The following is a 13,303-nucleotide window of genomic DNA, read 5'->3' as shown; positions in this document are numbered from 1 at the left end:
ATTTTCGGAATCTGTTTCCGAAGCGCTTGAATCAATGTGCAAGCTTCATCAGCCGCATGATCTTACCTGGAAGTCTGCAACTTTTCGGGATCCTGCTCTATCGTCGCGCTCGTTTCTCCGCAAGCAGGCCCAGATAGTACATGGCGATGGTCGCGCCGGCGATCGCCGTTATATCGGCATGGTCATAGGCCGGCGCAACTTCGACCACATCGGCGCCGACAATGTCGAGCCCGCCGAGCTGGCGCAGCACCGACAGCATCTTGGCGGAGGAGGGGCCGCCCGCGACCGGCGTCCCCGTGCCCGGCGCATAGGCGGGGTCCAGGCAGTCGATATCGAAGGTGAGGTACACCTTGCGGCCGGCGGTCCGCCCGGCAATCGCCTGGGCGATTGCGCGGGCCGGCATCTCCTCGACCTCATGGCCATGGATAAGCTTGATGCCGTAATCCTCCGGCGCATGGGTGCGGATGCCGATCTGGATAGAATGATCAGGATCGATCACGCCGTCGCGCACCGCCCGCCCGACAAAGGAGCCGTGATCGATGCGCTTGCCATCATCATGCCAGGTGTCCTGATGCGCGTCGAACTGGACGAGCGCCAGCGGCCCGTATTTTGCCGCGTGGGCCCTCAACAGCGGCCAGGTGACGAAATGGTCGCCGCCGAGCGACAGGAGAAACGCGCCGGATTTGAGAATCTTCGCCGCTTCGCGTTCGATGGTCGCCGGCGTCTTCTGGTGATTGCCATAGTCGAGCAGGCAATCGCCATAGTCGATCACCGCCATCTCTTCGAAGAGATCGCGCTCAAACGGATATTGGGGGTCATTGTCGAAAATCGCGGAAGCACGTCGGATCGCCTGCGGGCCGAATCGAGCGCCTGGCCGGTTGGAGACGGCCGCATCGAAGGGAATGCCCCAGACGACCGCATCCGCGCCCTTCAAATTCTTCGTATAACGCCGCCGCATGAACGACAGCGCCCCCGCATAGGTCGGGTCCGTTGCCGCGCCGGTCAGGCCGCGGGCGGTAAAGGCGTGGTCGATGGATTTTGAGGGCATGGGATTAACCAGTGAGATAGTGAGTAGTGAGGTAGGGAATAGGAATAGTGAGATAGTAAATGGAATTTTCCTATCTCACTACCTCACTACTCACTATCTCACTACCCACAACAAAAAAGCGGACCCGAAGGCCCGCTTTTCCGTGAATTCCGTCCGAAGCGTATGAATTAACGCTTGGAGAACTGGAACGAACGACGGGCCTTGGCCTTGCCGTACTTCTTGCGCTCGACCACGCGGCTGTCGCGGGTCAGGAAGCCGCCCTTCTTGAGGACGCTGCGCAGCGCCGGCTCGTAATAGGTCAGCGCCTTGGAGATGCCGTGACGCACAGCGCCGGCCTGGCCGGAGAGGCCGCCGCCGGCGACGGTGGCGATCACGTCGTACTGGCCGGCGCGGTTCGTCGCGACGATCGGCTGCTGCAGGATCATCTGCAGGACCGGACGGGCGAAATACTTTTCGAATTCCTTATCATTGACGATGATCTTGCCGGAGCCCGGCTTGACCCAGACGCGGGCAACCGCGTCCTTGCGCTTGCCGGTCGCATAGGCGCGGCCATGGGCGTCGAGCTTCTGGACGTGAACCGGTGCGGCCTCGGCCTGCGTAGCGCCTGCGACATTGCCGAGTTCTTCGAGCGAGTTGAGCTGCTCAGCCATGATTATGCGGTCCTCTTGTTCTTACGGTTCAGCGCGCCGATATCGAGTACCTCGGGCTGCTGGGCTTCATGCGGATGGGCAGCACCGGCGTAGACGCGCAGGTTCTTCATCTGACGGCGGCCGAGAGGCCCGCGCGGAATCATGCGTTCCACGGCCTTCTCGACGATGCGCTCGGGGAAACGGCCCTCGAGGATCTGGCGCGCGGTGCGCTCCTTGATGCCGCCCGGATGGCCGGTGTGCCAGTAATATTTCTTGTCCTGAACCTTTTTGCCGGTCAGGACCACCTTGTCGGCATTGATGATGATGACGTTGTCGCCGTCGTCGACATGCGGGGTGAAGGTGGCTTTGTGCTTGCCGCGCAGACGGTTGGCGACGATCGTGGCGAGACGGCCGACGACGAGACCCTCGGCGTCGATCAGAACCCACTTTTTCACCACTTCTGCCGGCTTCTGGGAGAAGGTTGTCATGTTTCGATCCTTGAATGATCCTTCACGAAAGAAGGCATTTCTTGTTGCTTGCGTTGCCAGGAGAGGCCGGAGCCGCCCAGAACAACAAAGGATGCGAAAAGCGAACTTTCCGCATCCGTGCGGCCAGATACACGCATGCCGGCATTGCGTCAAGCGTTTATTTATACGAATGCGCAGAAAACATCAATGAAAACAATAGCTTGAAATTTTGGTATTATAATACCGTATCTTTTCAACCCGTTTTGGGTGGAATGGAATAGGTGGCGGTGGCATGCGCCACCAGTTCGCCGTCCGCCACGCTCGTCATTGACACCTCCACCACGGCCAGCCGTTTGCCGAGTTTTAGGATGCGGCAGGTAGCGTCGATGCGCCCTGAGGCAGGCTTGCGCAGGAAATTGATGTTGAGGTTCGTCGTCACCGCCAGCGCCACCGGCCCGATATGGGCGAGGATCGCCACATAGGCGGTGATATCGGCAAGCGCGAACAGGGTCGGCCCCGAAACCGTGCCGCCGGGGCGCAGGTGCCGCTCGTCGGCCTCGAGCCGCATCGATGCGGTGCCGTCGCCGATCGCGAGAATCGCGTAGGTCGGCCTGCCGGGCGAGCTCCCGGCATTGACCTGCGGGAACTCCCGTTCGATGAAACGGTTCACGTCCTGAACGCTCATGACGGGATTGAGTTTTCGAAACGAGGTGTGATCCATATGTCCTCCCATATCATGCGGATGTTATGGGGCAAGGCGCGGCAAGGGAAGGGATCGGCAGGCGCTTCGTTACAATATCTGAATCGGATTGTAAGAAAGCATGCGCAATCCACTGTTGCGAAATCATCTTTGACGCTGAAACGCCGGCCGGAATGGAGAGAGCGAATGGACCGATTGATTTATCCCGATGAATACCTCCGCGATATCCTGCGCTCGGTGAAGACCATTGCCATGGTCGGCGCCTCTCCCAAGGAGATCAGGCCGAGCTTTCGTGTCATGGCTTTTCTCCTGGCGCGGGGCTACCGCGTCATCCCCGTCAATCCCGGACAGGCGGGCAAGGAGATCCAGGGGCAAGGGGTTTATGCCCGGCTGGCCGATATCGGGGAGCCGATCGACATGGTGGACGTCTTCCGCGCATCTTCCGCGCTGCCGGCGCTTGTCGATGAGGTGCTGGCGCTGGAGCCCGTGCCGAAAGTGCTGTGGACGCAACTGGATGTGCGAGACGACGAGGCGGCGGCGCGTGCGGAACGGGCCGGCATCAAGGTTGTGATGGACCGCTGCCCGGCGATTGAATATCCTCGGCTTATCGGCTGAACCGGTAGCTTTGCGTCGGAAAATCAGGAAACAGGATGAACGACCTTTCCGGTGCTTTCACCAGCGGCAGGCGCGTCGCGCTTTTCATCCGCGCGCTCAAGGGCAATGGCGCCGAGCGCTCCACCCTCTATCTGGCGCGCGCTCTGGCGGAGCGCGGCATCCCGGTCGACCTGCTGCTTGTCGAGGCGACAGGGGAACTGCTTTCCGAGGTGCCGGATACGGTCGAGGTGATAGTGTTGAAGCGCAACTCCACCGTGGGGGCGTTGCTTTCGCTCCTGCGACGGCCGCACGACCTTCTTGCGCTTCTCTCGCTCGTCCTCGTACCTCATTCGCCCAAGCCGCTCAGGGCAATCCCAGGCCTCGTCACCTATCTGCGCGTGACGCGGCCGGTCGCGCTTTTGTCCGCTCTCGATTACGCCAATATCGCCGCTGTCGTCGCCGCCGACATGGCTGATGTGGGTACGCGGATCGTCATAAGCCAGCGCAACCATTTCTCGTCCGAGATGGCCGGCCGGCAGGCCTGGCGTATCGGATATGCCCGCCGCATCTTCCGCTGGTTTTATTCCCGCGCCTATCGCATCGTCGCGGTTTCGCAGAACGTTGCCGATGATATCGCGACATCGTGCAATCTGCCGCGCGAGCAGGTGGTGACGATCTATAATGCCGTTTCCGGAGCTGTTCTCGATGCAAAGGCCGCGGAGCCGCTCGACCATCCCTGGTTTGCACCGGGCGCGCCGCCGGTCATCCTCGGCGCCGGCAAGATGAAGCCGCAGAAGGATTTCCCCACGCTTCTGCGGGCTTTCGCCGCACTGCGACAGGCACGCGAGGCGCGGCTGATGATCCTGGGCGAAGGGCCTGACCGGGAAGCGCTCGAGGTGCTCGCTCGTGAACTCGGCATTGCCGAGGATGTCGCCTTTCCCGGTTTCGTGGTAAACCCGTTCCCCTATATGGCGCATGCCGGGCTTTTCGTATTGTCGTCGACATTCGAGGGCCTGCCCGGCGTGCTGATCCAGGCGCTCGCCTGCGGCTGCCCGGTCGTCAGCACCGATTGCCCCGGCGGTTCGGCCGAAATCCTGGAAAAGGGCCGCTATGGCCCGCTGACGCCCGTCGGCGATGCGCAAGCGCTCGCCCGGGCGATGAAAGCCGTGCTGGACGCGCCGCCCGTTCGGAAAATTTTGAAGGAACGCGGTGACTTCTTCTCGCCTGAGCGCGCCGTAGACGGCTATCTCGACGTCCTGCTTGGCGCCAGGCTGCCCCGCGCGCAAGCCCTGAAAGGGCGGTGATTGCGGGCAGATCTTCGCCGTTTTTCCTCTTTTCCGCATTTTTTCTGGAATGAATTGCTTTGATTTCCGGCAAGGTGCTGGCCCATAGATAGGTGATAAACAGGCAAAGCCAGTCAAGCGGAGGAAACATGGCCAGACACACCCCAGCTATCGAAACGCTCGCGGTTCACGCCGGCGCCAAACCGGATCCGACCACCGGCGCCCGCGCCACGCCGATTTATCAGACGACCTCCTTCGTCTTCGAGGATGCCGATCACGCCGCCTCGCTCTTCGGCCTCCAGGCTTTCGGCAACATCTATACCCGCATCACCAACCCCACCACCGCCGTGCTTGAGGAGCGTATCGCGGCGCTCGAAGGCGGCACGGCGGCGCTGGCGACAGCCTCCGGCCATGCGGCCCAACTCCTGGTCTTTCAGACATTGATGCAGCCGGGCGACAATTTCATTGCCGCGAACAAGCTTTATGGTGGCTCGATCAACCAGTTTGGCCATGCCTTCAAATCCTTCGGCTGGGAGGTGCGCTGGGCCGATACCGACGATCCGGCCTCCTTTGAAAGCCTGGTCGACGAGCGCACCCGCGCCATCTTTGTCGAAAGCATCGCCAATCCCGGCGGCATCATCGTCGATCTCGAAGCGATAGCCGCCGTCGCCCGCAGGCACGGCATCCCGCTCATCGTCGACAACACGCTGGCCTCGCCCTATCTGATCCGCCCGATCGAGCATGGCGCTGATATCGTCGTCCATTCGCTGACCAAGTTCATCGGCGGCCACGGCAATTCCATGGGCGGCATCATCGTCGATGGCGGCACCTTCGACTGGTCGAAATCGGGCAACTATCCGCTTCTTTCCGAGCCGCGCCCGGAATATGCGGGGATGGTGCTGCACCAGACCTTCGGCAATATCGCCTTCGCCATCGCCGCCCGCGTTCTCGGCTTGCGCGATCTCGGTCCCGCAATCTCACCCTTCAATGCTTTCCAGCTGCTCACTGGCGTGGAGACGCTGCCGCTGCGCATGCAACGCCATTGCGACAACGCGCTTGCCGTCGCCACCTGGCTGGAAAAGCACGACAAGATCTCTTGGGTCTCCTATTCGGCCCTGCCGGCGGACAAATATCACGCGCTCCAGCAGAAATATTCGCCCAAGGGCGGCGGCGCCGTGCTGACCTTCGGCCTCAAGGGCGGCTATGAGGCGGGCGTCAAGCTCGTCGGCAGCCTCGAGCTCTTCTCGCATCTCGCCAATATCGGCGATACGCGCTCGCTGGTCATTCATCCCGCCTCGACAACGCATCGCCAGCTCTCCGACGAGCAGAAGATCGCCGCAGGCGCCGGCCCGGATGTGGTGCGCCTTTCCATCGGCATCGAGGACGCGAATGACATCATCGCCGATCTCGACCAGGCCCTGGCGAAGGCAGGCTGATTCCATGACGGCGCGCCCTCTCTTTCAACCGATCGATACGAATCATGCGGATATGGAGGAGGGCGCGCCTCCTGCCGACCGTGTCATCTCCGGCAATCCCACATTCCGCACATGGAATGTGGAGGAAGCCGAAGGCGGCCTCTATGCGGGCATCTGGGAGGCGACCCCCGGCAAATGGCGCATAGAGTATGACGAATGGGAGTTCTGCCACATCATCTCCGGCGTTTCGGTCATAACGGAGGAGGGCGGCCCGGCGATCACCGTGCGCGCCGGTAACAGCTTCGTCTTGCGCCCCGGCTTCAAGGGAACGTGGGAAGTTATTGAAAAGACTCGCAAGGAATATGTGATCAGGGTTTGAGCGCGGCAGGCATGGGGATTCTGGCATTGGAGTGTTCCCACGCTAGGCTGGTTCCGGGTTTGATGGAATCGCTACCCTCTCCATCGTCATTCTCGGGCTTGTCCCGAGAATGACGATGGAGAGGGCTTTGCCGCTTCCGCCGAAACAGGAACTGCTCTAGGTCGCGCGCGGATATCCTACTTCATAGACACAAAGATTGCGCTCGCCGATTCCAAGCCTTGGCCACTCCGCGCGCCATTTCGCAATGTGCTCCGACGCAAAGTGCCGATCCAGCGCCGCCTGGTCGCGCCACATCTCCTTGACGTGAATAAGCCCCGGTTCGAGGACGTCTTGCGCGTAGGAATATTCCTCGCAGCCATCCTCGGCACGGCTGGCAAATACCATCCGCGACATCACCGGACGGGCAATTTCCAGATTCTCGGGCGGTAAACGGATCGTTCCGACGATTAAAAGCATGCAGTCACCCCGTCACCATTCAAGAAGCAGCCGCTCCAGCCCGTGGAAATGATAGGTGTCGCGGTAGAGCGGCGTCTCGGCAAGACGAAGATCGGGCAGGCGCGTGAAAAGCGTATTGAGCGATACCTGCATTTCCAGCCGTGCCAGCGGTGCACCGATGCAGAAATGGATGCCGGCGCCGAACGAGACATTCTTCTGGTCCGCTCGCCCGGGCAGAAACCGGCCCGACTCCTCGAACGCGCGGGGATCGCGATTGCCGGCACCCAGGATCAGCCCGATCTGCTCTCCCGGCTGGATGGTGATTCCATCGTCAAGCTTGATCTCGCCATAGGCATAGCGCGTGAACATGTGCAGCGGCGCGTCATACCGCAGGCATTCCTCGACGGTTGCCGCCGTCGATTCGGGTGACGCGAACAGCGCCTTCGGATCGCGGCCGCTTTTGAGAATGGTCTTTACGGCATTCCCCGTCTGATTGACGGTGGCCTCGTGGCCGGCGTTGAGCAGCAGGATCGCGGTCGTCACCAGCTCGTCTTCGGAAAGCTTCGCCCCGTCTTCCTCGGCGGCGAGCAGCAGGCTCAGGAGGTCGTCTCCCGGCTTCTTGCGGCGCTCATTGGCGTAATCGCGGATGTAGGCGGAAAATTCTGCCGCGGCGCGATTGGCGCTTTCCTGCGTCTCGCGGCTGTGTCCGTGCATATACATGGCGACCATGCGGTGTGACCAGTCGAGAAGCTGCGGCGCATTCTCGGTCGGCACACCCAGCATTTCCGCGATCACCACCACGGGAATGGGTGTCGCAAAGGCCGGCATCAGGTCGACGCCGCCATCGCTTTCGAATCCGTCGATCAACTCGTTGGCAAGCTTTTCGATGCGCGGGCGCAGCCGTTCCACCTGCCGTGAAACGAAGGCGCGATTGACGAGCGTTCGCAGGCGCGTATGCACCGGTGGTTCGAGCTCCAGCATCGAATGCCGCTCAACCCGGTCGAAATCGGCAAGATGGGCGCGATCCATGCCGCCGTCGGAGTCATCCGCCGGCTTTTCGCGGCCGAAACGGCGGTCGCGCAGCAATCTGCTGATCTCATCATGGCCGGCGAAGCACCAGAAACCGTAATCCTCCCAGAAGAAGGCAGGGGAATGGGCGTGCAGCCAGCCATAGGCCGCGTAAGGATTCTGCACGAAGACCGGCTCGTGCGGATCAAGCCGGATATGGCGCGTGGCCGCATCGAAATGGAGATAGGGCAGGATGGAGATATTCGCCGAGTCGTTCATGGAACCGTTCTAGCAGGGCTCAATTACCAGAACGAGATAATCCAGATGATTTCGGTGAGAAGAAATGGTGGGCGATGACAGGCTCGAACTGCCGACATCTTCGGTGTAAACGAAGCGCTCTACCAACTGAGCTAATCGCCCGTCTGCTTGAAGCAGCGTATGTGTGCAGCGTTTAGGCAATTCGCCGGCCAAGTGCAAGAGGCAAGTGCGCGATCGAGGCGAATCCCGGAAATCGATGCCCCGGGCCGGCTGATGCGTGAGCGGATTCGGCAGACGGGATCATTTCAGGCCATGTGCGACGGGCTGCGAGAGAAATATCGAGCGGAACCCAGCCATTCCGGGGTCGTCGACGGGCGGTCCAACCCCACGTTTCCCGGCGCTGAAAATATTCTCGAAATTTCCTTCAGATGTTCGCTTGACAGGTGCCGACGAACCCCTTAAACGACCGCTCACGCCGGACGAAGCGCCGGCCGAAAAATGCGCGGGTGTAGCTCAGTTGGTTAGAGTGCCGGCCTGTCACGCCGGAGGTCGCGGGTTCGAGCCCCGTCACTCGCGCCACTTTTCACTGGCAAGTCAGAGATTTGATTTGTTCGATGAAGAGTGGCGCTTCCACGCGGTTTCGACTTTCTTTCCCTGACGGTTTCAATTTTCTCGCATCGTTCTGCTGCGAGCAAGCCCTGGCTTGATGGCTGTGATTGCTGCTCGCGCATCACGAACATTTGAAACGTCTATACAAGTTGCAAAACATTTGTTCGGCCTGCCTTCCGTGCGAAATCGCATGCGAAATGTCGGCTATCTCCGCCTTTTTGCATCTTTATTTCCCGATCTTTGCGGGCGTCATACCTAGCCGCGCCGCCCTGATTGTCCTATATGCGGCGCAGGGCGGCATGTTATTAAGCATGTGGCAAAAGCTCGGCGGCTCTTTGGCGGTCTATGGGCTTGCGCCGTCGGCGGCTCTGCGCTAACCCTCGCCGCAAATTCGCACGGCATGCCTTTTGAAGCTGCTTGGGCGAGGGGCTTTGCACAGGTGCAATGTGTCGCATGTTCGTGGCCGTCAAAAGGCTTATAGACCAAGCGCAACAGCCTCGTTTCAAAAGGCGGAAACAGGATCATGAACGAACTTTTGAGTTCCTACCTGCCCATCGTCATTTTCATTGGCGTGGCGCTGGTGATCGGTCTGGCGCTTCTCGTCGCGCCCTTCCTTGTGGCTTACCGGCAGCCGGACCCCGAGAAATTGTCGGCATATGAGTGCGGCTTCAATGCCTTCGATGATGCGCGCATGAAGTTCGACATCCGCTTCTATCTGGTGTCGATTCTCTTCATCATCTTCGATCTGGAAGTCGCCTTCCTCTTTCCGTGGGCCGTTTCCTTCGGCGCCATAGGCTGGTTCGGATTCTGGTCGATGATGCTGTTCCTCGCCGTGCTGACCATCGGCTTCATCTATGAATGGAAGAAAGGAGCGCTGGAATGGGATTGACCGATAGCAGCGCCACGCTCGTCGCGCCCCAGCCCAAGGGGATCATCGATCCCCGGACCGGCAAGCCGGTCGGTGCGGATGACGCGTTTTTCAACGATATCAACAGCGAGCTCTCCGACAAGGGCTTTCTCGTCACCTCCACCGACGCGCTCGTCACCTGGGCGCGCACCGGCTCGCTGATGTGGATGACCTTCGGCCTCGCCTGCTGCGCGGTGGAGATGATGCACATCTCCATGCCGCGCTATGACGCCGAGCGCTTCGGCATTGCACCCCGCGCGTCCCCGCGCCAGTCCGATGTGATGATCGTCGCCGGCACGCTGACCAACAAGATGGCGCCGGCGCTCCGCAAGGTCTACGACCAGATGCCCGAGCCGCGCTACGTCATCTCCATGGGCTCCTGCGCCAATGGCGGCGGCTATTATCATTATTCCTATTCGGTGGTGCGCGGCTGCGACCGCGTCGTGCCGGTGGATATCTATGTGCCGGGCTGCCCGCCCACGGCGGAAGCGCTGCTCTACGGCATTCTTCTTCTGCAGAAGAAGATCCGCCGCACCGGCACGATCGAGCGATAGGAGAGGCCGATATGAACGAGGAAGCCCTCGGCGATCTCAAGGTCTATCTCACCGAGCGTCTCGGCGCCGGCATCGATGACATCGCGTTGAGCTATGGCGAGCTGACGCTGGTGGTGCCGATCGAAAAGCTCATCGGCACGCTGACATTCCTGCGCGATGACGTGCAGTGCCAGTTCGTGGCCTTCATCGATATCAGCGGCGTCGATTATCCGGAGCGCGCCAAGCGTTTCGATGTCGTCTACCAGCTCCTGTCGCCGCGCCAGAACCTGCGCGTCCGCGTCAAGGTTGAGACCGACGAAGATACGCCCGTTCCTTCGGCGACCTCGGTCTATCCCGGCGCGGACTGGTACGAGCGCGAGGCCTATGACATGTACGGCATCCTGTTCTCCGGCCATCCGGACCTGCGCCGCATCCTGACCGACTATGGCTTCGAGGGGCACCCGCTGCGCAAGGACTTCCCGCTCACCGGCTATGTCGAAGTGCGCTATGACGACGAGCTGAAGCGCGTCGTCTACCAGCCGGTCGAGCTCAGGCAGGAATTCCGCAATTTCGATTTTCTCTCCCCGTGGGAAGGGACGGATTACGTCCTGCCGGGTGACGAGAAGGCCAAGGCGAACTGAGGCGATAAAGAATGGCTGAAACACAGGTTCGCAACTTTAATATCAATTTTGGGCCGCAACACCCTGCCGCCCATGGTGTTTTGCGTCTGGTTCTCGAACTCGACGGTGAGGTCGTGGAACGCGTCGATCCGCATATCGGCCTGCTGCATCGCGGCACCGAGAAGCTGATGGAGGCCAAGACCTATCTGCAGGCGGTGCCCTATCTCGATCGCCTCGATTACGTCGCGCCGATGAACCAGGAGCATGCCTATGCGCTCGCCGTCGAGCGCCTGCTCGGCATCGAAGTGCCGCGTCGCGGTCAGGTCATCCGCGTGCTCTTCTCCGAGATCGGCCGCATCCTCAACCATCTCTTGAACGTCACCACGCAGGCCATGGACGTCGGCGCGCTCACCCCGCCGCTCTGGGGTTTCGAGGAGCGCGAGAAGCTGATGGTCTTCTATGAGCGCGCTTCCGGCGCGCGCATGCATGCGGCCTATTTCCGTCCCGGCGGCGTCCATCAGGATATCCCGCAGAAGCTGGTCGAGGATATCGGCAAGTGGATCGATCCGTTCCTGAAAACCTTGGCCGATCTCGATGATCTCATCACGCCGAACCGCATCTTCAAGCAGCGCAATGTCGATATCGGCGTCGTCACCCTTGAAGAGGCGTGGGCATGGGGTTTTTCCGGCGTCATGGTGCGCGGTTCCGGCGCGGCCTGGGATCTGCGCAAGTCGCAGCCCTATGAAATCTATCCGGAAATGGAATTTGATATTCCCGTGGGCAAGAACGGCGATTGCTACGACCGCTATCTGATCCGCATGGAGGAGATGCGCCAGTCGGTCCGCATCATGCGCCAGTGCGTCGATCTGCTGCTGGGCAAGGATTCCACCGGTCCCGTCTCCAATTCGGACCACAAGATCGTGCCGCCGAAGCGCGGCGACATGAAGCGCTCGATGGAAGCGCTCATCCAGCACTTCAAGCTCTATACCGAGGGCTATCACGTGCCGGAGGGCGAGGTTTATGCCGCCGTCGAGGCGCCCAAGGGCGAATTCGGCGTCTATCTCGTCTCCGACGGCAGCAACAAGCCCTATCGGGTCAAGTTCCGCGCGCCGGGTTTTGCCCATCTCCAGGCTATGGACTTCATGTGCCGTGGCCACATGCTTGCCGACGTCTCCGCGATCCTCGGCTCGCTCGATATCGTGTTTGGTGAGGTTGACCGCTGATGTCCGTACGCCGTCTCGCTGATGATTCCGTCCAGCCGCTCGCCTTTTCGTTCAACCGCGCGAACCAGGTCTGGGCCGAGCAGACTATTCTGAAATATCCCGAAGGACGCCAGCAGTCGGCGGTGATCCCGCTGCTGATGCGTGCGCAGGAGCAGGATGGCTGGGTCACGCGCGCCGCGATCGAATATGTGGGCAAGATGCTCGACATGCCGCTGATCCGCGTGCTCGAAGTGGCGACCTTCTATACGCAGTTCCAGTTGAAGCCGGTCGGCACCCGCGCTCATATCCAGGTCTGCGGCACCACGCCGTGCATGCTGCGCGGCGCGGAAGAGCTTAAGAAGGTCTGCCAGCACAAGATCAATCACGAGCCGTTCGAGACCAATGCCGACGGCACGCTGTCGTGGGAAGAGGTCGAGTGCCTGGGCGCCTGTGTCAACGCGCCCATGGTCATGATCTTCAAGGACACCTATGAGGATCTGACGCCGGAGCGCCTTGAGGAGATCATCGATGCCTTCGAGGCGGGCAGGGGCGACGAGGTGAAGCCCGGTCCGCAGATCGATCGCATGCTCTCCGCGCCAGCGACCGGATTGACGACGCTCAAGGGCGAAGGAGCGGCAAAGCCGAAGGCTGTCGAAAGCAAGCGCAAGGCCGCCAAGGGCGCTGCTGCGGCCGATGCCGATCTGCCGCCGTCGAAAGCGGCAAAGCCCAAGACCTATGCCGAGGAGACGAGCGAGGCGATCAAGTCGCCGTCGCCGGTCAAGGTGAGCAAATCAGCCGAAAGCAAGACCTCGACGGCGCCCGCGCCGGGTGCCTCGCTTGACGACAAGAACCGCCCGGCGGCGATCGAGAAGCCGGCTGTGGTCGACGATCTGAAGCTGATTTCAGGCGTCGGCCCGAAGATAGAGGGCATCCTGCACGAACTCGGCATCTATACCTATGCGCAGGTCGCCGCATGGAAGAAGGCCGAGCGCCAGTGGGTCGACGGCTACCTGAAATTCCACGGCCGCATCGAGCGCGAGGATTGGGGGAAGCAGGCCAAGGCGCTCGCCAAGGGCGGCGTCGCCGAATACGAAAAGGTTTTCGGCAAGAAGCCGGTTTAAAGCATTTGCAGCCAAGCGGGAGCTTGGCGTCGCATAATGCGATGGAGATAAAGCATAGCTTGGCGTCGCATGATGCGACCAAAGAATGCGATGTG

The 13,303-nt window shown here is 60.9% G+C and carries 16 protein-coding genes and 2 tRNA genes; 11 read left to right on the top strand and 7 right to left on the bottom strand.

What is annotated here, in order from left to right; genetic code table 11:
• Positions 1-97: 97 nt before the first annotated feature.
• The 4 genes from speB to ATN84_RS12090 all read right to left on the bottom strand — a co-directional run bounded on the left by speB (position 98) and on the right by ATN84_RS12090 (position 2,865).
• Positions 98-1,048, bottom strand: a complete 951-nt coding sequence (gene speB, locus ATN84_RS12105; protein ID WP_068881863.1) for an agmatinase — start codon at positions 1,046-1,048, stop codon at positions 98-100.
• A gap of 167 nt (positions 1,049-1,215) precedes the next feature.
• Positions 1,216-1,698, bottom strand: a complete 483-nt coding sequence (gene rpsI, locus ATN84_RS12100; protein ID WP_068881862.1) for a 30S ribosomal protein S9 — start codon at positions 1,696-1,698, stop codon at positions 1,216-1,218.
• A gap of 2 nt (positions 1,699-1,700) precedes the next feature.
• Positions 1,701-2,165, bottom strand: a complete 465-nt coding sequence (rplM, locus tag ATN84_RS12095) for a 50S ribosomal protein L13 (RefSeq protein ID WP_068881861.1) — start codon at positions 2,163-2,165, stop codon at positions 1,701-1,703.
• 232 nt (positions 2,166-2,397) lie between these two features.
• A complete protein-coding gene (locus ATN84_RS12090) occupies positions 2,398-2,865 on the bottom strand; it encodes a PaaI family thioesterase (protein ID WP_068881860.1) in 468 nt (155 codons plus the stop codon).
• Between the two features lie 165 nt (positions 2,866-3,030).
• On the opposite strand from ATN84_RS12090, the gene ATN84_RS12085 reads away from it, so the two are divergent.
• The 4 genes from ATN84_RS12085 (at position 3,031) to ATN84_RS12070 (ending at position 6,515) form a co-directional block, all read left to right on the top strand.
• Positions 3,031-3,459 (top strand): CoA-binding protein, encoded by a 429-nt coding sequence (locus ATN84_RS12085; RefSeq protein WP_068881859.1) that lies wholly within the window; start codon positions 3,031-3,033, stop codon positions 3,457-3,459.
• A gap of 35 nt (positions 3,460-3,494) precedes the next feature.
• Entirely contained in the window at positions 3,495-4,742 is a 1,248-nt protein-coding gene (locus ATN84_RS12080; RefSeq protein WP_068881858.1) for a glycosyltransferase, read from the top strand.
• Positions 4,743-4,870: 128 nt separating this feature from the next.
• Positions 4,871-6,157, top strand: coding sequence for an O-acetylhomoserine aminocarboxypropyltransferase (locus ATN84_RS12075; RefSeq protein WP_068881857.1), 1,287 nt, complete (start codon positions 4,871-4,873; stop codon positions 6,155-6,157).
• A gap of 4 nt (positions 6,158-6,161) precedes the next feature.
• A complete protein-coding gene (locus ATN84_RS12070; RefSeq protein WP_068881856.1) occupies positions 6,162-6,515 on the top strand; it encodes a cupin domain-containing protein in 354 nt (117 codons plus the stop codon).
• Between the two features lie 156 nt (positions 6,516-6,671).
• Here ATN84_RS12070 and ATN84_RS12065 read toward each other — a convergent pair whose 3' ends face one another.
• The 3 genes from ATN84_RS12065 to ATN84_RS12055 all read right to left on the bottom strand — a co-directional run bounded on the left by ATN84_RS12065 (position 6,672) and on the right by ATN84_RS12055 (position 8,378).
• Complete coding sequence (locus ATN84_RS12065; protein ID WP_068881855.1) at positions 6,672-6,971, bottom strand: putative quinol monooxygenase; 300 nt, start codon at positions 6,969-6,971, stop codon at positions 6,672-6,674.
• A gap of 12 nt (positions 6,972-6,983) precedes the next feature.
• Positions 6,984-8,237, bottom strand: coding sequence for a cytochrome P450 (locus ATN84_RS12060; RefSeq protein ID WP_068881854.1), 1,254 nt, complete (start codon positions 8,235-8,237; stop codon positions 6,984-6,986).
• A gap of 65 nt (positions 8,238-8,302) precedes the next feature.
• Positions 8,303-8,378: transfer RNA gene (locus ATN84_RS12055), tRNA-Val, on the bottom strand.
• A gap of 340 nt (positions 8,379-8,718) precedes the next feature.
• Here ATN84_RS12055 and ATN84_RS12050 point away from each other — a divergent pair.
• The 7 genes from ATN84_RS12050 to nuoE all read left to right on the top strand — a co-directional run bounded on the left by ATN84_RS12050 (position 8,719) and on the right by nuoE (position 13,208).
• A tRNA-Asp gene (locus ATN84_RS12050) sits at positions 8,719-8,795 on the top strand.
• A gap of 137 nt (positions 8,796-8,932) precedes the next feature.
• Positions 8,933-9,202, top strand: coding sequence for a hypothetical protein (locus ATN84_RS12045; protein ID WP_153020191.1), 270 nt, complete (start codon positions 8,933-8,935; stop codon positions 9,200-9,202).
• A 146-nt stretch (positions 9,203-9,348) separates the two neighbouring features.
• Positions 9,349-9,714 (top strand): NADH-quinone oxidoreductase subunit A, encoded by a 366-nt coding sequence (locus tag ATN84_RS12040; protein WP_068881852.1) that lies wholly within the window; start codon positions 9,349-9,351, stop codon positions 9,712-9,714.
• Entirely contained in the window at positions 9,705-10,286 is a 582-nt protein-coding gene (locus ATN84_RS12035) for a NuoB/complex I 20 kDa subunit family protein (RefSeq protein ID WP_068881851.1), read from the top strand. The genes ATN84_RS12040 and ATN84_RS12035 overlap by 10 nt, the downstream gene beginning before the upstream one ends.
• 11 nt (positions 10,287-10,297) lie before the next feature.
• On the top strand, positions 10,298-10,906 hold the full coding sequence (locus ATN84_RS12030; protein ID WP_068881850.1) for an NADH-quinone oxidoreductase subunit C: 609 nt from the start codon (positions 10,298-10,300) through the stop codon (positions 10,904-10,906).
• 11 nt (positions 10,907-10,917) lie between these two features.
• Entirely contained in the window at positions 10,918-12,108 is a 1,191-nt protein-coding gene (locus ATN84_RS12025) for an NADH-quinone oxidoreductase subunit D (RefSeq protein ID WP_068881849.1), read from the top strand.
• Positions 12,108-13,208 (top strand): NADH-quinone oxidoreductase subunit NuoE, encoded by a 1,101-nt coding sequence (nuoE, locus tag ATN84_RS12020; protein ID WP_068881848.1) that lies wholly within the window; start codon positions 12,108-12,110, stop codon positions 13,206-13,208. The genes ATN84_RS12025 and nuoE overlap by 1 nt, the downstream gene beginning before the upstream one ends.
• The last annotated feature ends 95 nt before the right edge of the window (positions 13,209-13,303 follow it).

It is taken from the genome of Paramesorhizobium deserti, assembly GCF_001558695.1.
GTDB lineage: Bacteria > Pseudomonadota > Alphaproteobacteria > Rhizobiales > Rhizobiaceae > Paramesorhizobium > Paramesorhizobium deserti.
Note: the sequence above shows the minus strand (reverse complement) of the source record. Positions and strands in the feature narration are given on the sequence as shown.

Excerpts from the sequence above, each read along its gene's own strand:
- speB (WP_068881863.1), bottom strand. The coding sequence starts at position 1,048 with ATGCCCTCAAAATCCATCGACCACGCCTTTACCGCCCGCGGCCTGACC.
- rpsI (WP_068881862.1), bottom strand. The coding sequence starts at position 1,698 with ATGGCTGAGCAGCTCAACTCGCTCGAAGAACTCGGCAATGTCGCAGGC.
- rplM (WP_068881861.1), bottom strand. The coding sequence starts at position 2,165 with ATGACAACCTTCTCCCAGAAGCCGGCAGAAGTGGTGAAAAAGTGGGTT.
- ATN84_RS12090 (WP_068881860.1), bottom strand. The coding sequence starts at position 2,865 with ATGGATCACACCTCGTTTCGAAAACTCAATCCCGTCATGAGCGTTCAG.
- ATN84_RS12085 (WP_068881859.1), top strand. The coding sequence starts at position 3,031 with ATGGACCGATTGATTTATCCCGATGAATACCTCCGCGATATCCTGCGC.
- ATN84_RS12080 (WP_068881858.1), top strand. The coding sequence starts at position 3,495 with ATGAACGACCTTTCCGGTGCTTTCACCAGCGGCAGGCGCGTCGCGCTT.
- ATN84_RS12075 (WP_068881857.1), top strand. The coding sequence starts at position 4,871 with ATGGCCAGACACACCCCAGCTATCGAAACGCTCGCGGTTCACGCCGGC.
- ATN84_RS12070 (WP_068881856.1), top strand. The coding sequence starts at position 6,162 with ATGACGGCGCGCCCTCTCTTTCAACCGATCGATACGAATCATGCGGAT.
- ATN84_RS12065 (WP_068881855.1), bottom strand. The coding sequence starts at position 6,971 with ATGCTTTTAATCGTCGGAACGATCCGTTTACCGCCCGAGAATCTGGAA.
- ATN84_RS12060 (WP_068881854.1), bottom strand. The coding sequence starts at position 8,237 with ATGAACGACTCGGCGAATATCTCCATCCTGCCCTATCTCCATTTCGAT.
- ATN84_RS12040 (WP_068881852.1), top strand. The coding sequence starts at position 9,349 with ATGAACGAACTTTTGAGTTCCTACCTGCCCATCGTCATTTTCATTGGC.
- ATN84_RS12035 (WP_068881851.1), top strand. The coding sequence starts at position 9,705 with ATGGGATTGACCGATAGCAGCGCCACGCTCGTCGCGCCCCAGCCCAAG.
- ATN84_RS12030 (WP_068881850.1), top strand. The coding sequence starts at position 10,298 with ATGAACGAGGAAGCCCTCGGCGATCTCAAGGTCTATCTCACCGAGCGT.
- ATN84_RS12025 (WP_068881849.1), top strand. The coding sequence starts at position 10,918 with ATGGCTGAAACACAGGTTCGCAACTTTAATATCAATTTTGGGCCGCAA.
- nuoE (WP_068881848.1), top strand. The coding sequence starts at position 12,108 with ATGTCCGTACGCCGTCTCGCTGATGATTCCGTCCAGCCGCTCGCCTTT.